Origin of the sequence: Catellatospora sp. IY07-71 (assembly GCF_018326265.1) — a bacterium.
GTDB lineage: Bacteria > Actinomycetota > Actinomycetes > Mycobacteriales > Micromonosporaceae > Catellatospora.
In genome coordinates this window covers 5,826,514-5,851,518 of the sequence record NZ_AP023360.1, presented here as the reverse complement: position 1 = coordinate 5,851,518, position 25,005 = coordinate 5,826,514, and the positions used below count along the sequence as shown (strand labels likewise).

The window sequence follows — 25,005 nt, the reverse complement described above, 5'->3', positions numbered from 1 at the left end:
CAACCGTCGACCCGAGATAGTCATTCGGTGGAGGTTAGTGCCGCGCAGGCTACAACGCGAGCCCCGTGACGTGCTGCGATGGGCCCGGTGCGCTGCGTTGGCACGAGCACCTCACGCGCCGGGCACCTGCCACGTCAACACCTGGACCGGCGCCGAGCGCACCGATTCGCCCGCCGAGTTGAGGGCGGTGACCTGGAACGTGTAGAGCGTGCCGTGCCGCAGCCCGGTGGCCGTGAACGCGGGCCCGTACGACCAGCCGACCAGCTCCCCGTCGCGGTAGATCCGGTAGCCGTCGGTCGCGGTCTGCACCGCCTCCCAGGCCAGCCACGCCTGGTACGCCTGCGCCGAGGCGACCAGCGACCGGGTGGCCGGCGGCACCTGGCTCTGCGCCGCCATCGTGTTGATCGACACCGTGGCGGTGGGCTGGGACTCACCGGCCCGGTTCACCGCGGTGACGTGGAAGGCGTACCCCGTGCCCGGGGCGAGCCCGTCGATCACCTCGCTCGCGGTGGCGACCGAGCGCAGGAACACGCCGTCGCGGTAGACCCGGTACGAGGTCGCGCCGGGCGACTCGATCCAGCTCAGCCGGACCGAGTGGCTGGTCGTCTCGTCCGGCAGCGGCATCGCGGGCGCCGAGGGCACGCGCACGGCGCTGTCCGGGCCGCTCAGCACGACGTCGTCGGCCTGGTACGCGGCCTGCGCATACCAGCCGTGCAGGTAGATCCGCACCGTGTCGGCGGTGGCCGTGAACGTGGTCGACAGCTGGGTCCAGGCGGTGGCCGGCGGGGTCCAGGCGACGCCGTGGTCGTGGCCGAGGAAGGCGTATCCGCCGCGCACCCAGGCGGTCAGCGTGTAGGTCGCGCCCGGCTGCACCGGCACGGTCTGCGTACAGCGGGCCAGGGAGGTCTCGGTCGGGGTGCCGGTCAGCGAGCGCGCGCCGGTGCGGGCCGGGCCGACCTGGCCGGTGCCGGGCTCGCAGTCCCAGGCCGACACCGTGGTGTGCTCGGGGTAGCGGGCCTGTTCGAAGGAGCCGTTCGCGGCGAGGCCGCCCGCACCGGCGTGGGCCGGGGAGGGCAGGGCGACGGCGGTCGCCGCGGCCAGCACGGCGAGGAGGACGAGGCGCCGCATGATCACTCCATACTGTAAGGTTTCCTGTCTATTTGCGACGCACAGTAACGGTGCCGATCCGCAGCTGTCAATGGTTCGGCGTTCAGGCCGAGTCGAGATCGTCCGAGAACAGGCCCGTGCCGCGCACGTCGCCGCCGCGCCACCACAGGCGGATCGCGGCGATCGCCCGGTCCCGGTCCAGGAAGCAGGCGGTCGGGATGTCCAGACAGTCATCCCAGAAGACCCGGCGCCGGGTCCCGTCGGGCGCCCGGCCTCCGCGGGTCACCTGCTGGAACAGGTCCTCACCGGTATGGATCAGCGCCCACCCGTCGGCCGCCACGCAGATGCCCAGTGCGTCCTCGGGGGTGCCGGCGTCCCGCCACAGCGCGAGTCCGGGCAGGTAGCCGACCCCGGCCGCGGCATGCTCGGCCAGCGCCAGCTCGCCCAGGCGCTGGACCTCTGCCACCTCGGTGATCTCTGCGCCGATCTCGGCGTGGGTGTGCGGCCGGTAGTAGCGCAGGTAGGCGCCCGGCGGGTCGGTCGGCGGCACGGCCGTCCCCTTTCGCGGAGGTCGCCGGGCGGCTCACCCCGCGACGTCGACCGGCAGCGAGTTGAGCCGTCCGACGAGCGTGTGCAGCGCCTCGATGACGAGCCGGCGGTCGTAGGTCAGCACCGCATCGTAGAGCTGCGTGTCGCCGTCCAGCGGGTGCCGCTCCGGATCGGCCTGCCGGGCGATCAGCGCGGCGGCGAAGTAGCTGCCCACGGCGATCAGCGCGCGCTCGGCCAGCAGCGGGTCGTCCTCCGGCAGCGGCACCACGTGCACCCCCGCGCCCAGCGGGGCGGGCGACTCCTGGCCCAGCACGACCACGGCGACCCCGCGCTGGGCGATGTGGGAGTACGTCATCCAGTCCTGCTCGGAGAACGGCGTGCCGGCGGGCGCCGCGGCCAGCAGCAGCCGCACCGCGTCGGTGTGCAGGGCCATGTCCTCCAGCAGCGCGCACATCGGCGTGAGCATGCGCCGGCACATGGGCAGCGTGCGAGCCCGCTCGGCCGCCACCGCGAACGGGGTGGTGGCGCAGGCGGGGTAGGGGTCTACCCGGGGCAGCGGCTCGGCCGACAGCGGGACCTCCGCGACGGGCAGCGGGCCGGGCTTGCCGAACAGCCAGCCCTGGCCGAAGGTCGCGCCCATGGCACGGGCCGCCTCCAGGTCCTCCGGGGTCTCGATGCCCTCGCAGAGGATCGCCGCGCCGGTGGCGGCCGCCTCGGCGCACACCGAGTTGATCACGAAGGTGCGCGCCCAGCCGGGCACCCGGCTCTGCGTGATGCTGCGGTCCAGCTTGATCACGTCGGGGGCCAGCACCGAGATCATGTTGAGGCTGAACGGGTTGACACCGACGTCGTCGATAGCGATCCGCCCGCCCCGCTGCCGGAAAGTGGTGACCGCGTGCAGAATCGCCGCCGGGTCCCCGGCCCGCCGCTCGGTGATCTCGAGGACCAGGTTCAGGTCCCGTAGCGCGTGCTGGTAGGTGGGCAGCAGGTCGATGGGGCAGGCAGTGCCGAACGTGGCCGGGTCCACATTGAGGAACAGCGGCACGTCGCGCACGCCCGAGTCGAGGAACCAGGCGCAGGCGGTGATGCCGCACACCCAGTCCAGCTCCGCCAGCGCCCCGCGGCGTTCCGCCTCGGCGAACAGCGCCAGCGGCGCGTGGTACAGGCTGTCGGCCGGACCGCGCGCCAACGCCTCGTACCCGACCGTCTGCTCGTCGCGGAGCGAGACGATCGGCTGGAAAATGGGGTAAACCTCCCGACCTGCCAGCAAAGCGCTGAAATCGTCATTCACAGCGGGCATAGACATCGCCGCCTCGAACGGGACCTCGCTGAACGCACAAAACGATCCGTCAGCCTTCGATGGTAGTCGCGCTGGCCGCCCCCCGGTCCCCTCACCTGGGCAACTGGCACGCCCGGCAGGCCTGTGACATCCTCACCCTCTGCCCGATCGCCGTTCCGTCGTCACCCCTGCGAGGATGGGCGACAAAGATGAGTCTCACCGTGCCGCCCCGGTCGGGGCGTCACCGCGGCCGCATGTCCCGGCAGCGCCGTCTCCTGTTCCTGGTGGGGGGCGTCGCCGCCGTCACGGCGCTGGGTGTGGCCGCCGCGTTCTCGTTGACCGCCCTGGGCGGCCGGCGCGGCCGACCCCGCCGCGCCGGCCGCCCAGGCCACCGCCATCGCCACCCCGACGGCGGCGGTGACCGCGTCGGCCTCGGCCGCGCCCTCCCCGTCGGCCGTCGGCGGCTGCGCCAGGCCTGCCGCACCCACCCCGGCGGTGCGGGTGACCGAGGTCGAGCTCGGTGCCCGGGTGGCCGGCTACGGCCGCGAGGGCGACACCGAACCGCTGCCGATGGCGCTGGCCGCCGACCCGAACGGCGGCTCCTGGCTGGCCTGGCTGGGCACCGACAAGCGCGTCCACCTGGGACGGCTCGACTGCGCGGACCGTCTGGTGGGGACGCCGACCAGCTTCGCCGGCCTCGACCTGCAGGACGTGCACGCCGACGCGACCGGTGGGGTGCTGCTGGTCACCCGCCGCGGCGAGTGCGGCAGCGGCCCGCTGTGCGGCGGCTCGTCCAGCCCTTGCAACACGATGCACATGATCCGCTTCGACACCACCGGCCACCAGGTGTGGGAGCGGCAGGTCACCAACCTGAGCGGCAGCCGGCAGGGCTACGACGACGGCGCCCGGTTCGTGTGGTGGTACCAGCACCACGGGCGGCTGGCCACCGACGGGAAGAACTACGCCGCGTACTTCGGGGTGGCCATCACCGTCCGCAACGGTGACTGCGTGGACATCCACGAGGGCGACCGGATGCAGGTGGTCGACGCCAAGGGCGACCTGGTGTCCCGGCACCGCGACGCGTTCGAGGTCGGGTGCAGCCACAGCTGGACCACCCGCATCGTGTGGGATCCGCGCGCCACCCGGTTCGTGATGGTCTGTGCGACCGACAACGCCTGCCGCATCGCGCAGCCCGATCCGTACCGGACGGTGGCCGCCGGGACCTGCGACGGCACCCTGTTCGGCGGCGACCTGGTGCTGGCCGCGAAGCAGGGCTACTGGACGGCGTGGAGCCAGGGCGGGCAGGTGCGGCTGGAGCACTTCACCACCGGCCGCGCCGACGCGACGGTGCGGACCGGCGTGCGCTCGTCCCACCCGCACCTGGTGGGTTACGGGACCGGCCGGATGCTGCTGGCCTGGGCGTCGGGCACGTCGATCGCCGCACAGGTGTACGACTCCGCCGGCGGCAAGGCCGTGGGCAGCCGGTTCACCATCGGCGTCAGGGACCACGACTACCAGGCGTTCAAGCCGTACCCGGACGGCAGCGCCGCCTATCCGGCCGCGGGTTCCGGCAGCTCCTCGATTCGCATCGCCCGGGTGCTGCCGCTGAGCGGCTGACCCGCCGCCGGACCGGCCGGGCCGTCCGCAATACGGCGGAATGTCAGACCGGCGGCCTACGGTGGGGGAATCAACCGATCGATGGGGGGATGGACCATGTCCGTGTCCGCGAAGACCCTGACCCGCGAGCGCGCCGACCTGCTGGAGACGCTGGCCAAGCACCGCCATTTCCTGCGCTTCACCGCGCAGGGCCTGACCGACGAGCAGGCGGCGGCGACCCCGACCGTGAGCGCGCTCAGTGTCGGCGGCCTGATCAAGCACGTCACCTTGACGGAGCGGCAGTGGGCGCGCTTCGCGGTCGAGGGCGCGTCCGCGATGAGCGGCGCGGACGGCGAGAACGACTGGGCGGACGGGTTCCGGATGGTCCCGGGGGAGACCGTCGAGAGCCTGCTGAAGGCGTACGAGGAGGTCGCCCGGCACACCGACGAGCTGGTGGCCACGCTCGACCTGGACACCGCGCACCCGCTGCCCGAGGCGCCCTGGTTCGAGCAGGGCGCGACCTGGTCGGTGCGCCGGGTGGCGCTGCACATCATCGCCGAGACGTCGCAGCACGCCGGGCACGCCGACATCATCCGCGAGACGCTCGACGGGCAGAAGACGATGGGCTGACGCCCGGCTGGGCACCCGGTGCGGGCCCGGCCGGGCCGCGCGTGATCTCCTTGGGACGCCGACGTCACGAGGAGATCACGCCATGCTTCAGCGCTACGACGCCCGCAACGCCGACCTGCGGTACTGGGTGAACGGCGTCCTGCGCCACCGGGACGAGCCGGGGATCTCCCCGTTCGACTCGGTGGTGCAGGGCGGCGACGCGGTCTGGGAGGGTCTGCGCCTCTACCAGGGCCGGATCTTCGCGCTGGACGCGCACCTGGCCCGGCTGCGCCGCTCCGCCGCGGCGCTCGGCTTCGCCGCCGTGCCGTCCGACGCCGCCATCACCGCGGCGATCACCGAGACGCTGCGCGCCAACGACATGAGCGACGGCGTGCACCTCCGGCTCACTCTGACCCGTGGGGTCAAGATCACCAGCGGCATGGACCCGCGCCTCAACCAGGCCGGCTGCACCCTGATCGTGCTGGCCGAGCACAAGGCGCCGGTGTACGACACCACCGGCCTCAAACTGGCCACCTCGAGCGTGCGCCGCCCCGGCCCGGACGTGCTCGACCCGAAGATCCACCACAACAACCTGATCAACTCGATCCTGGCCAAGATGGAGGCGACCCTCGCCGGGGCCGACGACGCGCTCATGCTCGACGGCCGGGGCTTCGTCGCCGAGACCAACGCCACCCACCTGTTCGCGATGATCGGCGGCGTGCTGGCCACCCCGCGCACGGTCGCCTGCCCGGAGGGCATCACCCGCGCCACGGTGCTCACGCTGGCCGCGCAGGCCGGCCTGACGGTCGAGGTGCGCGACATCTCGCTGGCCGAGATGTACTCCGCCGACGAGGTGTTCTGCACCGGCACCATGGGCGAGATCGCGGGCGTCACCCAGCTCGACGGCCGGGTGCTCGGCGACGGGGACATCGGCCCGGTCACCAAGCGGCTCGCCGAGATCTACCAGGCCCACGCGCGCAGCTCCGGCACGCCGGTGCTGTAGCCGGTCAGGCCGTGACGCGGTGGGCGTGCAGCTCGGCGTAGTACGGCTGCGCGGCCTCGACGAGGTGGCGCAGCCGGTCGGGCACCCGGGCCGGGGCCGGGTCGTACGCCGCGAAGCCGGTCGACGCCTCCACCGACGCGTACCAGTACGGCGCCCACACGCCGTCGGTGTCGCGCGGGCCGGGCGCCCAGCTCAGCATCGCCGGATCCCAGCCGATGCCCAGCGCGGCGCACAGCTTCGACAGCACCCCGGCGGGGTCGCGCAGCAGGTCGGCCGAGTCCACCACGGGGCCGCCGTGCGCCCGGAAGATCTCCGCCTGCTGGACGTAGCCCAGGTCGGCCAGGGTCGGCTCGCCGCGCACCTTCGCGTACGACGCCACCACGTGCGCCGGGTCGCGGATCAGGTACGCGTTCGCGAGCGCGCCCAGCCAGTCCCGGCCCACCTCCGGCAGCAGATGGTGGGTCATGTGCTTCTGGTAGTGGACGGTGACGCCCTCCGGCAGCGGGCCGGTGAGCTGCGCGGCGACGTCCTGCCAGCGCTGCGGCTGGCTCGCCAGCACCGCGTCCCGCCCCGGGTGGTCCAGGCCGGTGGCGGCCAGGTAGTACGCGTACAGCGGCTCGTCGACCACCGCGGTGTCCGGCCGGGCGCCGAAGCTGCGCATCAGCGCGGTGGACACGTTGCGCGGCCCCGACCACATCGCCACCCGCGTCACCATCGCCGCCTCCTCGCGTCCGCACCCTGTGTCCGTGGCGCAGCGTACCCACCGGCCGGGCCCGGCGTGGCCGCCCCACCCCCGCGAGGCCCAGCGTAGGCTCGGGTGACCTGCGCTTTCGGGGGAGAGCATGGCGGTGTACGACAAGGGACCGCGCGGGCGGCCGCCGTGCCGTAGCGTTGCGCCGATGGACGGCCGCGCCACCACCGGCACCCTCCGCAGTGCTCGGATCATCCTCTGGTTGCAGTTCGCGCTCGTCGCGGTGTTCGTCGTCGGCGCGGTGCTGCCGCTGCTGTCGGCGGCGATCGGCACCGGCGACCCCGCCGGGCTGGCCGATCCGGGGCTGGAGCGCTACGGCGACCCGAAGGACCGGATGCCGGTGCCCGGCCCGGACAGCGTGTACAACCCGCTGTGGTGGATCGTCCTCGCCTGTTACGCGGCGGTCCTCACCGGTGCGGTCATCCCGCTCGGGGTCCTGGCCGCGGCGGCGGGGGCGTATCCGCTCGCGCGCCACCACCGCGACCTGACCCGCCGGGTGCGCGCCTGGCTCGTCGCCGGCACGCTGGCGAGCGCCGCGATCCCGCTGCTGCTGGTGACGCCGTACGGCGCCCAGCTGCGGCTGTGGCTGCGGGACTGAGCCCGGGATCGCGGGTCTGCCTGTGGCGCTCAGGATCTGGTGTGCGCCTTGAAGAAGTCCCACATCGCGTCCGTCGCGGCGACCGGCGCGTCGGGCTGGGCCATGCCGCCCTGCTTGGCGCCCGGCCAGCTGTGCCCCATCGCAGCGATGTCGTAGACCAGCACGCGGCTGCCGTCGCCGCACTTGAACTGCTCGATCTTGAGTCCCTTGGCGGGCCGGATCGTGTGCGGCCCGTCCGGGGTGCACGCCAGCCGCTCGCGCCAGGCGGCCAGGCCCGCGGTGAACTGGGCGTGGTAGCGGTCCTGCGCGCCGATGAAGGTGACCAGCGAGACCGGCTTCGCGGGCCGGTAGGCCGGGTCGCTCAGCGCCCGCCCGCCGATGCCGCCGCTGACCGGTGCCACCGCGGCGAACACGTCGGACAGCTCGATCGCCAGCCGCACCGACATGTCGCCGCCGTTGGAGATGCCGGTCGCGTACACCCGCGCCGGATCGGCCTTCCACCGCTGCACCATCCGGTCCACGAGCGTCCGGATCAGGCCGACGTCGTCCTCGTCACCGCAGCAGATGAGCGCGTTCATGCCGCCGGACCAGCCGTCGGGGTAGAGGACCAGAAAGCCCTCCCGGTCGGCCTTGGCGCTCATGGCGCTGGTCTCGGCGACGGCGTCGCCGCTGCCCGGGAACGCGTGCATCACCACCACCAGGGGCAGCGCCTTCGTGCCGTCGTAGGACGGCGGCGCGTGCACGGTGAACGTGCGGTCCTTGCCGTTCCAGCGGGTGCTCAGCCGGTGATCGCCGGGCGCGGGCGTCTCCACCGGCTCCGGCGCGGCGCTGGGGCTCGGCGCGGGTGCCGGTCCGGTGTGCGGGTTGGCCTGGTCGCAGCCGGCCGCGGCGAGCAGCGCGAGGGCGAGGACGGCGGGCGTGCGGCGCAGACGATTCGCGATCACACAAGGTGGACGCGCCGGGTCGGGCACCCGGTTGCCCCCTGCGGAACGCCCGGCGGCCCGCCGGTTCGGCCTGTGGTGGCCGTCGCGACCGGAAGCCCGGACCGGGGCGGCACGGTGCCCGCCCCGGTCCGGGCCCGGCTCAGGCGCGCGAGCTGTAGCTGACGAAGGACTGCGGCGAGGCGGGGCTGCCGCTCGCCTTCCAGCAGATCACGTTGCGGACCAGTACCACCGAGCCGGACAGGGTCCACACGTTCTGCAGGTTGCAGTACTCGTTGCCACCCTTGTAGCCGGTGACCTGGACGTGACCTTCCTTGACGCCGACCTTGTGGAACTCGATGTAGTGCAGCCCCGCTCCGGCGGGAGCCAGGTGGTTGACCGAGCCCACGGAGTTGTAGCTGGCCGTGCCGGGCCACCCGGGCGTCCACAGGTACGCGAAGTGGTCGGGCAGGTTGCGGGCGCCGTACACGGAACGCTCGCGGTGGTAGGTCAGGTCGAACCAGCTGTCGGCGGGCGCGCCGGTGTGGTCGTAGCAGCGCACCACCACGTCCACCCCGTTGGGGGTGACCTGCCAGGTGTCGACCTTGCAGCGGCGCGGGCTGTTCCCGTGCTGCGCGGTCACCTGCAGGTTGCCGGCGAGCGCGCTCCCGCCGACGCCGGGCAGGAACACCCGGTAGGTGCCGGTGCCCAGGCCGAGATGGACGGAGGTGTTGACCCCGCCCACCGGGTTGTACGAGGTGACGGTGCCGCCGGTCGACTTGCCCTGCAGATAGGCGTAGGTGCCGGGCCCCGGGAGCAGGCCGGAGCTGGTCGAGTACATGACCGTGAACGCCGACCAGTCCATGGTGACCACGGCGCCCGTGTACTTGTAGCACTGGACCTCGACGATCTGGTCTGCGCCGGACGGGTAGTAGTTCCACACCTGGCACCAGCGCGGGTCGCCCGCGACCGCGGTCACGTGCGCGACGCCGTTGGCGGACGCGATGTTCGGGAAGACGACCCGGTAGCGGCCGATCACCAGCGGGCTGACCGTGCTGTTCTGCACGTTGTCGCTCTTCCACTGCCGGGCCAGGTCCATCACGTGCCCGGCGGGCGGGAGGGGCTTGTCCATGAACGCGAACGCCCAGCGGTCGGGTGTGGCCGCCTGGGCGGGCGCCGTCGCGGCCAGCCCGGCGCCCACGCCGAGCAGGGCCGCCAGCAGGGCGGGCAGGATTCGGCGGAGTCTCATCGGATACCTCCGGGGGAGGGGTCAGGTGCCGCCACGCTAAGCGCATGCATCTCGATGTATCGATGCAGAGACCTAGATCTGCCAGCCGCGGGCCGTCCGGGCCGGTCAGCGCCGGGCCGTGCGCCAGGGCGCGGGGCGGCCGTGCAGCCACCACTCCAGCCGCCGGGTGATCCACGGCAGCAGCAGGTACGTCATGATCGGGGTGAGGCACAGCGTGATCAGCAGGGTGCGCGACACCAGCGACACTCCGGCCAGCACCCGCGAGGCGACCGCGTTGGCCAGCAGGCTGAGCGGGAAGAACACCAGCCAGATGGTCACCGCCTGCTTCCAGCGCGGCGGCGCGGCCGGGCGGGCCTCCTCGACGCTCTGCTCCTGCGGCGGGTCGAACCAGCCCTCGATGCCGGTCCGCCGCTCGGTGCGGGCGTGCTCGACGATGCCCTGCGCCGAGGACAGCCACCACTGCCGCTGCGCCGAGCGCTCCCATCCGGCCAGCGCCGCCGCGTCGGCGAAGCGGTACAGCATGTGCCACTCGGTGGAGCCGGGGCCGGGCCGCACCCAGCCCGCCCCGAGGAACCCGGGGAACTCCTCGGCCAGCGTCGTGCCCGCCCGCATCCACGCGATCATCTCGCGGGCGTGGCTCGGGTCGGCCCGGCGTGTGATCGCCACGGTCACCGGTACGGCGTCGCTGCTGCTCATACCCCCATCCAACACGGCCGGCCGCCGCCGCGCTGTTACGGAGATCAACACCGGGCCTGCGTCACAGTCACGGCAGATGCCATGGTCCGCCTGCTGCCACAGCCACGGCCGCGAGTCTGTTTGGTGCTACTTTATGGACTATTGCGACCTGCCAAGCTGACTTCGGCCGGAGGCCCGGTTGGACCTGATCCGTATCCGGCTGGTCAGCCCACCGCACCGCACCGACCGCGTGGCGGCCGCGCTCGCCGCCGACCCCTGCGTGCTCAACCTCGCGGTACGCCGCGACGCGATCCAGGAACCCCCAGGTGATCTGCTTGAATGCGACCTGCTGCAGCCGGCCGCCGACCGGGTGCTGGCGACCCTGCGCGCGCTCGGCGTGGACCGGCACGGCTCGCTGACCGCCGACCCGGTCGCGCTGGCCCTGTCCGAGCACGGCGACGCCGTCGCCGCCCGGCTGCCGCGCCGCCTCGCCCGGGCGCCCGTCTGGGCCGCGGTCGAGGCGCGCATCCGCGCCGACGCCGCGTACACCCCGAGTTTTCTGCTCCTGCTGGTCGTCGCGGGGGTGATCGGTGCGGCGGGGCTGCTGACCAACTCGCAGATCCTCATCGTCGCGGCGATGATCCTCGGCCCGGAGTACGGCGCCATCACCGGCGTCGCGCTGGGCCTCGACCGCGGCGACCGGCGCCTGGCCGGGCACGGCATGCTCGCGCTGGCGGTGGGCTTCACCCTGGCGGTGCTCGCCGCGTACGCGTTCACGGTCCTGGTCAGCGCCCTGGGACTGGTGCCCGAGGCTTTCGCACGGGGCATCCGCCCGGTGTCCCACCTGATCTACACCCCCGACTTCTACTCGGTGACCGTGGCGCTGCTGGCCGGCATCGCCGGGGTGGTCGCCCTGGCGCACACCCGCTCCAGCGCGCTGATCGGGGTGTTCGTCTCCGTCACCACCATCCCGGCCGCCGCCGACGTAGGCGTCTCGCTCGCCGTCGGCAGCCCCGGCCAGGCGGGCGGCTCGCTGGTCCAGCTGCTGCTCAACATCGCGATCCTGATCGTCACGGGCTTCGCGACGCTGCGCGCACAGCGCGCCATGTGGGCCAGGGTCGCCCGGCGACATCCGGCCGGCTGAGCGGCCGGTTCTCCGGTTCGGGCTCTGCCGCACGGTCCGCAGGAGAGAATGATTGCCTGCCCGGTCCCGCGTAGCACGGGGAAGAACATCATGAGCGCAGACGTGAACGTGGTCATCGTGGGCGGCGGCCTGGCCGGGGTCGCCTGCGCCAAGCGCCTGTCCGGCAGACCCGGAGTGCGGGTCGAGCTGATCGACCGCGCCGGCTTCCAGCAGTTCCAGCCGTTGCTGTACCAGGTCGCCACCGCCGAGCTGACCTCCAAGGACGTGCGCTTCGATCTGGCCCGGCTCTTCCGCCACCACCCGAGCGTGAACGTGCGCAAGGACGACGTGACCGCGATCGACCCAGGCGCGATGACGGTCACCCTCGCCTCCGGCGACACCCTCACCGCCGACCACCTCGTGCTCGCCGCCGGTGCGCAGCCGAACTTCTTCGACACCCCCGGCGCCCGGGAGCACGCCTTCCCGCTGTACAGCGTCGAGGACGCGCTCCAGGTCCGCGGCCGGGTCCTCACCGTCTTCCAGGACGTCGCCGCGAACCCGGCGCTGGTCGGCGAGGGCGCGCTCAACTTCGTGGTCGTCGGCGGCGGCCCGACCGGCGTGGAGACCTCGGGCGCGCTGGCCGAGCTGGTCCACGACGTGATGCCGGGCGTGCACCGCGACGTCCCGTGTGCCGAGGCGCAGATCATCCTGGTGGACGGCGGCCAGACGCTGCTGTCGGCGTTCAGCCACGAATCCGGCGACTACGCGGCCCGCCAGCTCAAGAACCGCGGCGTCACGCTGCACCTGGGCACCCGCGTGCAGCAGGTCACGCCCGAGTCCGTCACCCTCGCCGACGGCACGGTCATCAAGACCAGGCTCGTGGTGTGGGGCGGCGGGGAGAAGGCCGCCGACATCGCCGCCGCCTCCGGGCTGCCCGTCGGGCACGGCGGCCGCCTCCAGGTCGGACCCGACCTCAGCGTCGCCGGCCACCCGCACGTCTACGCCATCGGCGACGTCGCGAACATCCCGTACGGCGACGAGCCGGAGCTGCCGCAGCTCGGCAGTGTCGCGCAGCAGTCCGGCCGGTGGGTGGCCGACAACATCGTCGCGCAGAGCCGGGGCGAGGCGCCGCAGCCGTTCCACTACCGCGACAAGGGCATCATGGCCATGATCGGCACCAAGGCGGCGGTCGCCGAGATCGGCCCGCACCGGCACGAGATCCACGGGCGGTTCGCGTTCGCCGCCTGGCTCGGCGTGCACCTGGAGCTGCTCAGCGACATGGGCTCGAAGATCCACTCATACGTCACCTGGGCCGAGGAGTTCTACCTCCGCCCGAACCACCGCTCCGCCAAGCTCCTCGACCCCTCCCGTACCGACGCCCCCGCCATCGACTGGGACGAGGACTCCTGACCCGCCTCCCTCCCGCCCCGCCCGCCCCGCCGGCCGTGCAGCCGCCTTGATCATCAAACTTGCCTGGCACCTGGGTGAAAGCGAGCCCAAGATACGGCCATGTGCCAGGCAACTGCCAGGCAAGTTGCGCGATCTTGGGCTCGGGACGCGGTTCTCGAGGGGTGGGGTGGGGGTGTGGGCGGGCGGGTTATGCCGGCGATACGGCGGGGTTCAGGTTGGGCTGGGCGGGGATGGTCAGCTTCGCGGTGAGCTGGGTGAGGGTGCCGGCGAGCTGACCGACCTGGCCGGTGAGTTCGTCGACGCGGGCACGCAGGGCGGCGGCCTCGGCCACGGCCGCGTCCCGCTGCACGGTGAGCACGGTGATGTCGGTCTGGCGCTGCTGCGCGAGGGATTCGGCGGCGGCGCGGCCGGTCTCGGCGGCGGCCAGGGCGGACTGCGCGGCCGACAGCTCCGCGCGGGTGGCCGTGATCTGCTGCGCGTGCTCCTGACGGGCCGCGGAGAGTTCCCCCTGTACGGCGGCGAGCTGTTGCTGGGCGCGGGTCAGGTCCACCTTCGACGCCTCGGCCTCGCGGGCGGCCTCCTCGGCGGCGGCGCGGGCCAGCTCGAAGGCGGCCTGGACCTGATCAGCGGCCGCGCGGGTGGCGTCACGGTCGCGGTACGCCTCGGCGCGAAGCGCGTCGGCGGCGGCCTGATCGCGCCGGGCCGCATCCCGTTCGCCAAGAGCCGCGGTGGCGGCCCGCGCCGACTCGGCTGCCGCGGCGTCGGCCCGCTCAGCGCGTTCGGCCTGCTCCGCGGCCCGCTGCCGGGCGGCGGCGATGTCCCTGTCGGCGGCCTCACGGGCGGCGCGGATCGCGGCCTCGGCACGCTCCTCGGCGTCGCGCTTGGTTAGGTCGGCGTCGGCACGGGCGCGCTCGGCGGCGTCGGCGGCCTCGCGGGCGAGGCGGGCGGCCCGCTCGGCGTCGTGCCGGGCCTCGTCGCGTTCGGTGTGCGCGGTGGCGACCTGACCGGCGGCCTCGGCGCGCACCTCGGCGAGCTGGCGCTCCACACCGGTGGGGGAGAGTTCGGCTTCGAGGGCCTCGGTGAGCGTCTCGGCGACCTGCTCCAGCCGCTCGACGACCTCGAACGCCTTGGCGACCTGCCCGGCCAGGCCGGGGGAGTTGCGGTGGCGCAGCCGGCTGTTACGCGCGGCGGCCTGGCAGGCGCCGTCGTTGTCGCGGCAGTAGCGGAACGGGCGGCCGGCGGCGGCACGCTGCGCGACCGGCTTGCCGCAGTACGCGCAGGGCCGGGTCGTCTCTTCGGTGTGCGGTGTGGACATCAACTGCGCAGCGTAGCGGCTCGCGGCTCGTACTGGTGTGCGGGGCACGCCCTGCGATTTCCGGGAAACTGCAGCCCTTACGCCCGGCATTCGTACAGGTTCCCGGAAATCGGACCGAACCAGAGTCCTAGGACGCCTTAGGGGCGATGGTCCCGCTCACGGCATGGCACGCTTTGCCGGGATCTCGGACGAGGGGAGCGGGTCATGGAATACCGGTATGCCGACGTGCTCGCACCGCTGAGGCGGGCCTACGACGCCGGTGCGGAAGAGCGCGACACCCATGCCAAGGAGCCGTGGAAGCTCGCCGAACGGGCCGCGTTCGAGGCGCGGCTACGCGCCGAGGGCCGGCGCAGCCTGCTCGAACTAGGCGCAGGTACCGGCCAGGACAGCCTGTACTTCGTCCAGCAGGGATACACCGTCGTCGCGATCGACCTGTCGCCGGAGATGGTGCGGCGGTGCCGGGCGAAGGGCGTCGACGCCCGGGTCGCCGACTTCCTGAACCCCGGGGCAGCGGACGAGTCGGTCGACGCCGTTTACGCGCTGAACAGCCTGCTGCACGTGCCGGACGCCGACCTGCCGGCGGTGCTGGCGAAGGTGCGGGCGGTGCTACGGCCCGGCGGGCTGTTCTTCCTGGGCGTCTGGGGCGGGCGGCAGCACGCCGGTCCGCTGCCCACCGACGCGCACGAGCCGCCGCGCTTCTTCGCCTGGCGCACCGACGACGAGCTGCTCGCGCACGTACGCCCGCTGTTCGACGTCGTCGACTTCCACGTGGTGGCCCCGGGCGGGCGCACCTTCCAGTCGCTGACGCTGCGCCGCCCGCCGTGGAGTGCGGATGGCCTTTCGTCGGATGCAGATCCGTCTCTGTCCTGACTAGCTTTTGAGCCCTGATCCGACCTCGACGGGGAGGCCTCATGCACACCGGTGTACTGCACCAGCCACGGATCGCCTGGGACGCGGCCACCATGCTGGTCACGGCGGCCAACGCCGATGCGGAGCTGTTCGGCTGGTTCGAAGCCGCGCTCGCCGCCGTGCTGGGGCCGTCCGGGCGAGCCCAGCTGGCGGTCACCCGCGACCGGCTGCTGCGCGCGGAGCGCGCCGACGTGCGCAGCGTCGAAGCCGGCATGTGGCGGGTCAGGCTGGAGGAGGCGCTCCGTACCCGGCCGGACACCGCCGAAGCCCTGCGCGAGCTGACCCTTGCGGCGCGCGTGCGGCTCGCTCATCTGAACTGAACCGTACGTCGACAGCGGCAGCCCAGCGTTGCCGACGTGTTCTCACCTCACATCCCAGAATCCTAGGATGGCTTACAGGGTGTGACCCGTCCTCCCGCAGACGATCAATGAGGACGGGCTCCGCCCGGCTCACCGACTGAAGAGCGGGCTTGGGCGATTTGTCATTGTTAAGGTGAATCGACGTCCAGCGCACGGGGGAGCGCTACATGCTCGATTTACTGGCCGCATCCGAGCCCGCGCAGCTGCTGCCGGCGCGTTCGCAGATGGCCTTCACGCTGATGTTCCACATCATCCTGGTGCCACTCGGCGTGGCGCTGCCCGCGATCATGCTGATCGCCGAGCACAAGGGCCTCAAGCATCGCGACCGCGCCGCACTGACGCTGGCCCGGCGCTGGTCGCACGTCGCCGGCGTGACGTTCGCGGTCGGCGCCGTGTCCGGCACGGTGCTGTCGTTCGAGATGGGGCTGCTCTGGCCGGGCCTGACCGGCAAGTACGGCGACGTGTTCGGCCTGCCGTTCGCGATCGAGGGCATCGCCTTCTTCCTGGAGGCGATCCTCGTCGCGATCTACATCTACGGCTGGAAGCGGCTCACGCCGTGGACGCACTTCAAGCTCGGCCTGCCCATCCCGTTCGTCGCCCTGGTCGGCGCGTTCTCCATCATCGCGGCGAACTCGTGGATGAACACCCCGGCCGGGTTCACCCCGGGCCCGGACGGCTGGCCGACCGACATCGACCCGATCGCCGCGATCTTCAACAAGGCGCTGCCCTGGGAGTTCCTGCACTTCGCGTGCGCCGCATACATGGCGGCCGGGTTCACGGTGGCGTCGGTGTACGCCGTCGGCTGGCTGCGCGGGCGCCGCGACCGATACCACCGGCTGGGCTTCCTCATCCCGTTCACCGTCGCCGCGATCGTCACGCCGCTGCAGATGGTGGTCGGCGACCTGATCGCGGTCTGGGTGTTCCAGGAGATGCCGGTCAAGTTCGCGGCCATGGAGGTGGTCACCAACTCCGGCACGCACCAGGCGGAGATCTTCTTCGGCCGGTACGACTCGGCGACCAACACCGTGTCCGGCGGGCTGCGCATCCCCGACCTGAACTCGATCCTGGCCGGCAACAGCCCCGACACCTACGTGCAGGGGCTGGACGCCGTCGCGCCGGCCGACCGGCCGTCCAACGTCAACGTGGTGCACTGGGCGTTCGACATCATGGTCGGCATCGCCACGCTCCTGATGCTGTTCGTCATCTGGTTCGCCTGGCACTACTGGCGCAAGCGCGAGTTCCCGCAGTCGAAGCTGTTCCTGTGGCTGGCCGCGTCGGCCGGGGTGCTGACGTACATCGCGATCGAGGCGGGCTGGATCGTCACCGAGGTGGGGCGGCAGCCGTGGATCGTGTACGGCTTCGAGCGCACGTCGAGCGCGGTGACCGGCGCGGACGGGATCTGGCTCAGCTTCGCGGTGGTTGTGGTGCTGTATCTGCTGCTGGCGGTCGGCACGGTGGCGGTGATCCGGGCCATGGCGCGCCGGTGGCGCCGCGCTGACCTGGGCGACTTCGTCGACGAGGCGGTGCCGTACGGGCCGCGGCCGGAGGTCGAGGCGGCGGGCAGCGAGAAGGCTCCGTCGTGACCGCCGCGGACGCGGTGGCGGTGCTGGTCGTGCTGGCGGTGACGCTGTACGCCTGGTCGGGGCTGGCCGACTACGGCGCCGGGTTCTGGGACCTGTGGGCGGGCGGCCGCGAGCGCGGCGCGGCGGTGCGTTCGATGATCGACGCGGTGATCACGCCGGTGTGGGAGGCCAACCATGTGTGGCTGGTGTATCTGCTGGTGCTGACGTGGACGGCGTTCGGGACGGCGTTCGCGTCGGCGATGACGACGCTGTACATCCCGCTGATGCTGGCGGCGTTGGGGATCGTGCTGCGCGGGGCGAACTTCGCGCTGCGCAAGGACGCGGCGCGGGCGGGGCGGCGGCACGTGGCCGGGGTGCTGTTCGGGCTGGGTGCGGTGCTGACGCCGTTCTGCCTGGGTGCGGCGCTGGGCGGGATCATCGCGGGCCGGGTGCCGCCGGGCAACGCGGCCGGCAACGAGGTGACGAGCTGGTGGAATCCGACGTCGATCCTGGTGGGGCTGCTCGCGGTAACGATGGGTGCGTTCCTGGCGGCGGTGTATCTGGTCGCGGAGGCGCATCGGCGAGGGCTGCCGGTGCTGCGGGAGTATTTCCGGCGGCGGGCGCTGTGGACGGGGGTGGTGGCGCTGCTGTGCGGGATCGGTGCGCTGGTCGCGCTGCGCGGGGATTCACCGGAGATGTTCGAGCGGTTCACGACGCGGGGTGGGGTGCTGCTGGTGGCGGGGGCGGTGCTGCTGGCGCTGACGTTCATGCGGGCGGCGCGGGGCGGGGTGCGGGGGTTGCGGCTGCTGGCGGCGGGTGGGGTGGCGGCGCTGGTGTGGGCGTGGGGTGTGGCGCAGTATCCGTACCTGCTGCCGTTCGGGCTGACCATCGCGGACGGCGCGGGTGCGCCCATCACGCAGAAGTGGATGCTGGCGTGGTTCGGGGTGGCGCTGGTGACCCTCGTCCCGGCGCTGGTCACGCTTTACGTCCTGGATCAGCGTGGCGAGTTGGGTGAGGATCCGCTGACTTCGCTGGAGGCGGGTGAGCCGGGCGATCTGCGGCCGTGAGCCGAGGTGCTCGATGCTCCCGTCCTGTCGTGGCGACGACGTGGCGGGAGCTTCGTCATGAGGCGGCGCGGCGGCGGTGGGCGACGGCGAAGGAGAGCAGGCCCATGGCGAGGGCGATGACGGCGCCGATGGTGTAGAGGCGGGAGATGGGGGTGCCGGCGTCGAGCAGGGGTCCGGCGCCGAAGGCGGCGATGCCGTAGCCGAGCTGGTAGAAGGCGATGACGCCGCCGGCGACGGCGGTGCTGTATGCGGCGAGTTCGTGCTGGCCGAAGCTGATGGTGAGGGGGAGCAGGGCGGAGCAGCAGAGTCCGGCGGCGCCGAAGGCGAGCACGCCTTGGACGCCTGCGCCGGCGGGGAGCGCGGTGATGATGGCGAAGACGCCGGCGAGGGCGAAGGGCAGCAGGTGGTAGGTGGTGCGGGCGGGCAGCCAGCGGGTGATGGCGGCGAAGAGAAGGCGGCCTGCGGTGACCATGGCCCAGAAGGCGGTGAGGGCGAGGGCGGCGAGGGTGGTGCCGGCGGCGAGGCTGCGGGTCATGTCGAGCTGGGCCCAGTTGCCGTTGAGGGTTTCGCAGATGCCGTAGAGGAGGGCGAAGGCTGCGTACACCCAGTATCTGGCGGGCAGGCTGTGGCGGCCGGTGGTGGGTTCGGCGGTGGTCTGGGCTTGTAGGGGCAGGCGGAGGCTGGCGAGCAGGAGTGCGGTGAGCAGGAGGGTGGACAGGACGGGTAGTCCCCACCAGAAGCCGAGGCCGACGAAGAGGGCGACGAAGACGGGGGCGAGGGCGGTGCCGAGGCCGAGGAGGGCGTTGAGGATGAGGACGGCTTTGTCGACGTTGCCGGGGTGGAAGGCGGCGGCGAGGGTGTTGAGGGTGGGGACGGTGAGGCCGAAGCCGGCGCCGAGGAACGCGGTGGCGGCGAGCAGCAGCGGGTATGCGGTGGGCTGGTGCTGGACGGCGGCGCTGGCGAGCAGGAGGAGCATGGAGGTGAGGGAGCAGGCGAGGCCGGTGAGGTAGAGGGGCCGGGTGCCGTGGCGGCGGGCGAGGCCGGCGCCGGCGAGGCTGGTGGCGATGGCGGCGATGACCTGTGGGGCGAACATGATGCCGTATTGGGAGCTGTTGAGGCCGTAGTGGGCGGGGTCGGTGAGGATGGTGCTGGCGGCGGGGATGGTGACCAGGACGATGCCTTGGATGATGCCGGCGGTGTTGACGGCGGTGGTTTCGGTGCGGGTGGTCATCGGTCTTCGCGTCGGTTGACGACGGTTTCGAGTGGGGAGAGCTGGGGGCGGAGTTTGCGGCGGTCTTCGGCGCGGACTTGGAAGCGGCCGCGGCCGTAGGCGTCGCGGCGGCCCCAGCGGCCGGGTACGTCGAGCAGGGCGAGGTGGCCGATGCCCATGGGCAGGGCGGGGTCGACGACGAGGTGTGGTCCGACGGCTTGCAGGCCGAGCATGGTGCCGAGGAGCAGGAGTGGGGTGCCGGTGGACCAGGCTTGTGGGCTGCAGGCGGTGGGGTAGGGGACGGGGTATTTGGTGACGGCGCGTTCGTAGCCGCAGAAGGCTTCGGGCAGGCGGCCGTTGAAGTATTCGGCGGCGTCGAGGATGCCGGCGGCGACGCGGGCGGCTTCTTTCTTGTAGCCGTAGCGGCGCAGGCCCCAGGCGATGAAGCTGTTGTCGAAGGGCCAGACGGTGCCGACGTGGTAGCCGACGGGGTTGTAGCGGGCTTCGCCTTCGGCGAGGGTGCGGATGCCCCAGCCGGAGTAGAGGCGGGGGCCGAGGAGGTGGTCGACGATGTGTTTGGCGCGGGTGCGTTCGACGATGCCGCTCCAGAGGAGGTGGCCGATGTTGGAGCTGAGGGCGTCGACTTTGTTGCCGTCGGCGTCGAGGGCGAGGGCGTAGTACTTCTGGTCTTCGATCCAGAAGTCGCGGTTGAAGCGGGCTTTGAGGTCGGCGGCTTGTTTTTCGAGTTCGGCGGCCCAGGAGGGGTCTTTCCAGACGTCGCGGGCGAGGCGGGCGGCGCGGCGTTTGGCGTCGTAGGCGTAGCCCTGTAGTTCGCAGGTGGCGCGGGGGAAGCCGGGCAGGGTGCCGTCGCGGTAGGAGATGGAGTCCCAGGAGTCTTTCCAGCATTGGTTTTCGAGGCCGGTTTCGGGGTTGCGGGTCTGGTACCAGATGTAGCCGTCGCCGCGTAGGTCGGCGTATTGGTCGATCCAGTCGATGGCGGCGCGGGCTTCGAATTCGAGGTCGGCGGCGAGGCGGGTGTCGCCGCTCCAGCGTTCGTATTCGTCGAGCAGGGTGATGAACAGTGGGGTGGCGTCGGCGGAGCCGTAGTAGGGGGAGTGGGGTCGTTCTTCGAAGGCGGTGAGTTCGCCGTAGCGCATCTCGTGGAGGATCTTGCCGGGGTCTTCGTCGCGGAAGTCGTCGATGCGGCTGCCTTGGCGGGCGCCGAGTTCGGCGAGGGTGGTGGCGGCCAGCGACGGGACGAAGGGCAGGGCTTGGAGGCTGGTGAGGATGCTGTCGCGGCCGAACATGGTCATGAACCAGGGCAGGCCGGCGGCGGGCAGGCTGCGTTTGCCGGCGGTCATGGGGGCGAAGCGCAGGGCGGCGAGGTCGGTGAGGCTGCGGCGGTAGGTGTGTTTGAGGGGTTCCCAGTCGCATTCGAGTTTGGGTGCTTCTTCGAGCCAGCGCTGGAGTTCGGTTTCCATGTCGCGGCGGGTGTGGCCGGTGTCTTCGTCGCTGGTGATGCGGTGGTGGGCGGCCTGGTTGGCGGCCCAGCCCCATAGTGAGGTCTCGACCTGGATCTCGGTGGTCCAGCTGGTGTGGGGGTCGAGGTGGACGGTGTAGGTGAGGCCGTCGTCGTCGAGGTCGGCGGGGGTGGTGGTGGAGATGAGGGTTTCGCGGCGGTAGGTGTCGCGTTCGTAGCCGAGCAGGAGCCGGTGGTCGACGCGGGTGTAGTACTTGCCTTTCTTCTTGAGGTGGTCTTTGACTTCGAACAGGTCGGCGAAGTCGGCGCCGGCGTCGATGCGTACGACGAGGTCGATGGGGTTGTCGGCGTGGTTGAGGATGGTGAGGGTTTCGCGGAAGCCGTCGACGACGGCGCGCTGGCGGATGACGGAGTAGGTGGCGTCGACGTAGACGGTGCCGGTGCCGGGGACGAGGAAGAACCGGGTTTCGAAGTAGTGCAGGTCGTCGGTGGACAGGGGCCGTAGGCGGCTGCCGTTGACGGTGAGGATCCAGCGGGACAGGTAGCGGGTGTCCCAGGAGAACAGGCCGTTGGGTTCGGTGGGTGAGGCGTCGATGTCGCCGGCGGTGTCGCTGACGACGAACGTGTTGCCGTCCAGGGTGCTGACCGTCGGTGCGGGGATCATCTGGGGTGCCTCCTGGCGGCGGGTTCGGGCAGTGGCGGTCGCCCGCCGGGGAACAGCCGTTGCAGCATGGTGATGAGGTGCAGGTCGCCGTCGACGTCGACTTGGCCGCGGAGCATGGCGGCCATGGTGTTGACCTGGCCGGTGACGATGCCGTCGAAGAGTTTCTTGTCGACTTTGACGACGCAGTCGGCGGGTTGTTCGCCGCGGCTGACGTCGACGTGGCCGCGGTTGATGGTGACGCGCCAGTGTTCGCCGCGGCCGCCGTTGCCGGTGAGGTCGAAGCGGATGGTGCCGGTGGTGGCGCGCAGCAGCGGGTAGCGGCCGTGTTCGGCCAGGCCGGTGAAGTAGGCGGCGGTGGGGTCGTAAGTCATCGGGCGGCGCCGGGTGCGGTGGTGGCGGCGGCCGGGAAGGTGGCGCCGAGGCGGTGCATGAGGTGGTCGCCGACGCGCAGGGCGTTGGCCATGGCGGTCAGGGCCGGGTTGACGGCGCCGATGCTGGGGAAGCAGCTGGTGTCGACGACGTACAGGTTGTCGAGTTCGTGGGTTTTGCAGTTGGCGTCGAGGACGGATGTGGCGGGGTCGGTGCCCATGCGGCAGGTGCCGGCCTGGTGGGCGACGCCGGCGATGGGGATGTCGCTCTTCATGTAGGCGAAGCGGTGGATGAGGTGGTCCTGGTGCAGCCGCATCGTCTTGAGCATGGATTTGAGCTGGTGGTAGAGCTGTTTGGCGGCGGTGGGGTTGCTGGGTGTGTAGTCGAGGATGATGTTGCCGTCGCGGGCGACGGTGACGCGGTTGCCGGGCATGGGCAGGTCTTCGGTGGACAGCCAGAAGTCGACGGCGTGCCGGGCGACGTCGGCCAGGGCCCAGCTCGGCGCGAGTTTGGTGGCGAGGGGTTTCTCGCCGCGGTACATGTCGGGCGCGGATTTGCCGATCATCTGGATGTTGCCCATGGGGTAGTCGAAGCCGGGGCCGCGGAAGTAGAAGTCGTTGAGGCCGAGGGTCTTCTGGAAGACGGTGTCGTTGGGTTCGCGGGACAGGGCGAGCACGGCCTGGGACAGGTGGTACATGTAGTTGCGCCCGACCTGGTCGGAGCCGTTGGCGAGGCCGCGCGGGTGGCGGTCGGTGGCGGACATGAGCAGGAGTTTGGCGGTGTTGGCGGCGCCGGCGGCGACGGCGACGATGGCGGCCGAGTAGCGTTCCTCGTGGCCTTCGTGGTCGACGATGACCTGCGTGACGGCGGTGCCTTCGGGGTTGGTCTCCAGGCGTACGACGTGGGCGTGGGTGAGCATGGTGACGTTGGGTGCGGTGAGTGCGGGGCGTACGGCGAGGGTTTCGGCGTCGGATTTGGCGTGCAGGGGGCAGGGGAAGCCGTCGCAGCGGGCGCAGCGGATGCAGATGCTGTTGTTGATGTCGGCTTCGTTGAGGCGGACGCCGCAGGGGGCGTGGAACGGGTGGAAGCCGGCGGCGGCGAGGTCGTCGGACAGTTGCTGGATGCGGGGTTCGTGGCGCAGCGCCGGGTAGGGGTAGGGCGCGGACGCGGGCGGTTCGGTGGGGTCTTCACCGCGGTTGCCGTGGACTTCGTAGAGCTGTTCGGCCATGGTGTACCAGGGCTCCATCTCCTCGTAGGTGATGGGCCAGGCGGGGGACAGGCCGTCGTGGTGCTGGAGGGCGCCGAAGTCTTCGCGGCGCAGCCGGTAGAGGGCGGCGCCGTAGAGTTTGGTGGCGCCGCCGACGTAGTAGTGGACCTGCGGCTGGAACGCTTTGCCGGCGCGGTCGTACCAGGTGTCGGGGGAGATGTAGCGGTTGTCGATGAACACTTCGGCGGTGTCCCAGTTGGCGATTTCGCGGGGCAGGTAGTCGCCGCGTTCGAGCAGCAGGATGCGCTTGCCGGACGGGGCGAGGTAGCGGGCCAGGGTGCCGCCTCCGGCGCCGGTGCCGATGATGATGACGTCGTAGGCTTCCATGTCAGATCTCTCCCAGCCGCTCGGCAACGATGATCGACCCGGCGGCTCCGACGAGCGCCAGGTGTGAGAACGCTTGCGGGAACGGTGACGGCGCCGCGCAGGAGGACGGCCCGGGCCCGCCGGGCTGGCTGGTCACGACCCGCCTCCGGGCATGGGGTCGGCGATCCAGGGGCCGCGCCAGCCGTGCCCGGCGACGAGCTTGTCCGCCCCCGCGGGGCCCCACGTGCCGGGTGCGTACGGTTCGACGGGGGACGGGTGGTCCAGCAGCGGCTGCATGATGCGCCAGGTCTCTTCGACGCCGTCCTGGCGGGTGAACCGGTTGGCGTCGCCGACCAGGGCCGCGTGCAGCAGCACCTCGTAGGGGGTGGGGCCTTCGCCGCCCTCGGCGGCGAACTCCATGTCCATGGTGATCGGGCCGACGAAGTCGGTGTCGGCGCGTTTGGCGTTCAGGCGCAGCCGCGTGCCGGTGGCCGGGTCGAGTTTGATGACGAACTGGTCCGGTTCGGGGACCAGGCCAGCGAATGCGGGCAGGCCCAGTCGCGGCGGCTGCTTGAACACGACCCGGAACTCGGTCTGGGTGACCGGCAGGCACTTGCCGGTGCGGATGAAGAACGGCACCCCCGACCAGCGCCAGTTGTCGATCTCCAGGCGCAGGGCGGCGTAGGTCTCGGTGGTGGAGCCCTTCGCGACGCCGTTGATGTCCTGGTAGCCGTCGTACTGGCCGCGCACGTACTGGGCCGGGTCGGCGTCGAGCACCGCGCTCCACAGCGCGAACTGGGCGTTCTTGACCGCGTCGGGGTGCCGCCCGGCGGGTGGTTCCATCGCGCCGCCGGCCAGGACCTGCATCAGGTGGTTGACGACGACGTCGCGCAGCGCGCCGACCGGGTCGTAGAAGTGGCCGCGGTCGGCCACGCCGAAGTCCTCGGCCATGGTGATCTGCACGTTGTCGACGTGGTCGCGGTTCCACACCGGCTCCAGCATCCGGTTGGCGAACCGCAGGTACACCAGCTCCTCGGTGCCCATCTTGCCGAGGAAGTGGTCGATGCGGAACAGCTGCGACTCGTCGAGGTACTGGTGCAGGTCGTCGGCGAGGGCGCGGGCCGAGGCCAGGTCGTGGCCGAACGGCTTCTCCACCACGACCCGCCCGCCGCGGGTCAGCCCCGCCTCGGACAGGCCTTTGATCACGGTCGCGAACAGCGACGGCGGGATCTCCAGGTACGACACCGGCGTCGCGGCGCCCTTGGCGGCGGCGGCGACGCGGCCGTAGAGGCCGTCGTCGGTGAAGTCGCCCGATACGTAGGACAGGCGCGCCGCGAACCGGTCGAACACCTGCTGGTCCAGTGGCTCGCCGGTGCCCTCGATGCACGCCTTGGCGTGTTCGCGCAGCTTGTCGACGGTCCAGTCGTCGGCGGCGACGCCGATGATCGGGCAGGTGAGCAGACCGCGGCGCTCCAGCCGGTACAGCGAGCGGAACGTCATCACCTTGGCCAGGTCGCCGGTGATGCCGAAGATGACGAACACGTCCGCGGGCGCGGGCGCGGCCGGTGCGGTCATGGTGTGCTCCTGGATGTGGTGGCTCGCCGAGTCGGCTTACGCCGCTCATCCTT

Annotated in this window: 22 protein-coding genes and 1 pseudogene; 10 read left to right on the top strand and 13 right to left on the bottom strand. The window is 71.8% G+C overall.

Annotation, left to right across the window (positions count from 1 at the left end):
• Positions 1–111: 111 nt before the first annotated feature.
• From CS0771_RS26060 to CS0771_RS26050, 3 genes are all read right to left on the bottom strand, one after another.
• Positions 112–1,128: a fibronectin type III domain-containing protein gene (locus tag CS0771_RS26060; RefSeq protein ID WP_212843449.1), complete on the bottom strand. Its 1,017-nt coding sequence runs from the start codon at positions 1,126–1,128 to the stop codon at positions 112–114.
• Between the two features lie 82 nt (positions 1,129–1,210).
• Positions 1,211–1,657, bottom strand: coding sequence for a hypothetical protein (locus tag CS0771_RS26055; protein WP_212843448.1), 447 nt, complete (start codon positions 1,655–1,657; stop codon positions 1,211–1,213).
• 33 nt (positions 1,658–1,690) lie between these two features.
• The gene (locus tag CS0771_RS26050) at positions 1,691–2,926 is read right to left on the bottom strand and encodes an EAL domain-containing protein (protein ID WP_212843447.1); all 1,236 of its coding nucleotides are present in this window, start codon (positions 2,924–2,926) and stop codon (positions 1,691–1,693) included.
• A 426-nt stretch (positions 2,927–3,352) separates the two neighbouring features.
• On the opposite strand from CS0771_RS26050, the gene CS0771_RS26045 reads away from it, so the two are divergent.
• From CS0771_RS26045 to CS0771_RS26035, 3 genes are all read left to right on the top strand, one after another.
• Positions 3,353–4,552 (top strand): hypothetical protein, encoded by a 1,200-nt coding sequence (locus CS0771_RS26045; protein ID WP_212843446.1) that lies wholly within the window; start codon positions 3,353–3,355, stop codon positions 4,550–4,552.
• A gap of 96 nt (positions 4,553–4,648) precedes the next feature.
• Positions 4,649–5,161: a DinB family protein gene (locus CS0771_RS26040; RefSeq protein WP_212843445.1), complete on the top strand. Its 513-nt coding sequence runs from the start codon at positions 4,649–4,651 to the stop codon at positions 5,159–5,161.
• Positions 5,162–5,243: 82 nt separating this feature from the next.
• Positions 5,244–6,143: an aminotransferase class IV gene (locus CS0771_RS26035; protein WP_212843444.1), complete on the top strand. Its 900-nt coding sequence runs from the start codon at positions 5,244–5,246 to the stop codon at positions 6,141–6,143.
• Positions 6,144–6,147: 4 nt separating this feature from the next.
• Here CS0771_RS26035 and CS0771_RS26030 read toward each other — a convergent pair whose 3' ends face one another.
• Positions 6,148–6,858: an HAD family hydrolase gene (locus CS0771_RS26030; protein WP_212843443.1), complete on the bottom strand. Its 711-nt coding sequence runs from the start codon at positions 6,856–6,858 to the stop codon at positions 6,148–6,150.
• Positions 6,859–7,042: 184 nt separating this feature from the next.
• On the opposite strand from CS0771_RS26030, the gene CS0771_RS26025 reads away from it, so the two are divergent.
• A complete protein-coding gene (locus tag CS0771_RS26025; RefSeq protein WP_212843442.1) occupies positions 7,043–7,492 on the top strand; it encodes a hypothetical protein in 450 nt (149 codons plus the stop codon).
• Positions 7,493–7,521: 29 nt separating this feature from the next.
• On the opposite strand, the gene CS0771_RS26020 is transcribed toward CS0771_RS26025, so the two are convergent.
• The 3 genes from CS0771_RS26020 to CS0771_RS26010 form a co-directional block, all read right to left on the bottom strand.
• Positions 7,522–8,436: a PHB depolymerase family esterase gene (locus CS0771_RS26020; RefSeq protein ID WP_244871034.1), complete on the bottom strand. Its 915-nt coding sequence runs from the start codon at positions 8,434–8,436 to the stop codon at positions 7,522–7,524.
• Positions 8,437–8,575: 139 nt separating this feature from the next.
• Positions 8,576–9,661, bottom strand: coding sequence for a hypothetical protein (locus tag CS0771_RS26015; RefSeq protein WP_212843441.1), 1,086 nt, complete (start codon positions 9,659–9,661; stop codon positions 8,576–8,578).
• Between the two features lie 105 nt (positions 9,662–9,766).
• The gene (locus CS0771_RS26010; RefSeq protein ID WP_212843440.1) at positions 9,767–10,357 is read right to left on the bottom strand and encodes an antibiotic biosynthesis monooxygenase; all 591 of its coding nucleotides are present in this window, start codon (positions 10,355–10,357) and stop codon (positions 9,767–9,769) included.
• A gap of 178 nt (positions 10,358–10,535) precedes the next feature.
• On the opposite strand from CS0771_RS26010, the gene CS0771_RS26005 reads away from it, so the two are divergent.
• Positions 10,536–11,480, top strand: coding sequence for a DUF389 domain-containing protein (locus CS0771_RS26005; RefSeq protein WP_212843439.1), 945 nt, complete (start codon positions 10,536–10,538; stop codon positions 11,478–11,480).
• Between the two features lie 90 nt (positions 11,481–11,570).
• Positions 11,571–12,869 (top strand): NAD(P)/FAD-dependent oxidoreductase, encoded by a 1,299-nt coding sequence (locus CS0771_RS26000; RefSeq protein ID WP_212843438.1) that lies wholly within the window; start codon positions 11,571–11,573, stop codon positions 12,867–12,869.
• 187 nt (positions 12,870–13,056) lie between these two features.
• Here the strand turns inward: CS0771_RS26000 and CS0771_RS25995 are convergent, their stop codons facing one another.
• Positions 13,057–14,184 carry a serine/threonine protein kinase gene (locus CS0771_RS25995; RefSeq protein ID WP_212843437.1) on the bottom strand — a complete coding sequence of 376 codons (1,128 nt, stop codon included), beginning with the start codon at positions 14,182–14,184 and terminating at the stop codon, positions 13,057–13,059.
• Between the two features lie 204 nt (positions 14,185–14,388).
• Here CS0771_RS25995 and CS0771_RS25990 point away from each other — a divergent pair, with 204 nt between their 5' ends.
• The 4 genes from CS0771_RS25990 to CS0771_RS25975 all read left to right on the top strand — a co-directional run bounded on the left by CS0771_RS25990 (position 14,389) and on the right by CS0771_RS25975 (position 18,081).
• Positions 14,389–15,054 carry a bifunctional 2-polyprenyl-6-hydroxyphenol methylase/3-demethylubiquinol 3-O-methyltransferase UbiG gene (locus CS0771_RS25990; protein WP_212843436.1) on the top strand — a complete coding sequence of 222 codons (666 nt, stop codon included), beginning with the start codon at positions 14,389–14,391 and terminating at the stop codon, positions 15,052–15,054.
• Positions 15,055–15,095: 41 nt separating this feature from the next.
• Positions 15,096–15,413, top strand: a complete 318-nt coding sequence (locus CS0771_RS25985) for a hypothetical protein (protein ID WP_212843435.1) — start codon at positions 15,096–15,098, stop codon at positions 15,411–15,413.
• 206 nt (positions 15,414–15,619) lie between these two features.
• On the top strand, positions 15,620–17,035 hold the full coding sequence (locus tag CS0771_RS25980; RefSeq protein ID WP_212843434.1) for a cytochrome ubiquinol oxidase subunit I: 1,416 nt from the start codon (positions 15,620–15,622) through the stop codon (positions 17,033–17,035).
• Complete coding sequence (locus CS0771_RS25975) at positions 17,032–18,081, top strand: cytochrome d ubiquinol oxidase subunit II (RefSeq protein ID WP_212843433.1); 1,050 nt, start codon at positions 17,032–17,034, stop codon at positions 18,079–18,081. The genes CS0771_RS25980 and CS0771_RS25975 overlap by 4 nt, the downstream gene beginning before the upstream one ends.
• Before the next feature lie 55 nt (positions 18,082–18,136).
• Here the strand turns inward: CS0771_RS25975 and CS0771_RS25970 are convergent, their stop codons facing one another.
• The 5 genes and pseudogenes from CS0771_RS25970 to zwf all read right to left on the bottom strand — a co-directional run bounded on the left by CS0771_RS25970 (position 18,137) and on the right by zwf (position 24,952).
• A complete protein-coding gene (locus CS0771_RS25970) occupies positions 18,137–19,312 on the bottom strand; it encodes a sugar MFS transporter (protein ID WP_212843432.1) in 1,176 nt (391 codons plus the stop codon).
• A gap of 71 nt (positions 19,313–19,383) precedes the next feature.
• Positions 19,384–21,432, bottom strand: a pseudogene (locus tag CS0771_RS25965) (glycogen debranching N-terminal domain-containing protein); the annotation flags it as partial.
• Positions 21,432–21,806, bottom strand: a complete 375-nt coding sequence (locus CS0771_RS25960) for an SCP2 sterol-binding domain-containing protein (protein WP_212843431.1) — start codon at positions 21,804–21,806, stop codon at positions 21,432–21,434. The gene CS0771_RS25960 and the pseudogene CS0771_RS25965, both read right to left, overlap by 1 nt.
• Positions 21,803–23,398, bottom strand: coding sequence for a GMC oxidoreductase (locus CS0771_RS25955; RefSeq protein WP_212843430.1), 1,596 nt, complete (start codon positions 23,396–23,398; stop codon positions 21,803–21,805). The genes CS0771_RS25960 and CS0771_RS25955 overlap by 4 nt, the downstream gene beginning before the upstream one ends.
• A gap of 132 nt (positions 23,399–23,530) precedes the next feature.
• Positions 23,531–24,952, bottom strand: coding sequence for a glucose-6-phosphate dehydrogenase (gene zwf / locus CS0771_RS25950; protein WP_212843429.1), 1,422 nt, complete (start codon positions 24,950–24,952; stop codon positions 23,531–23,533).
• Positions 24,953–25,005: the final 53 nt, after the last annotated feature.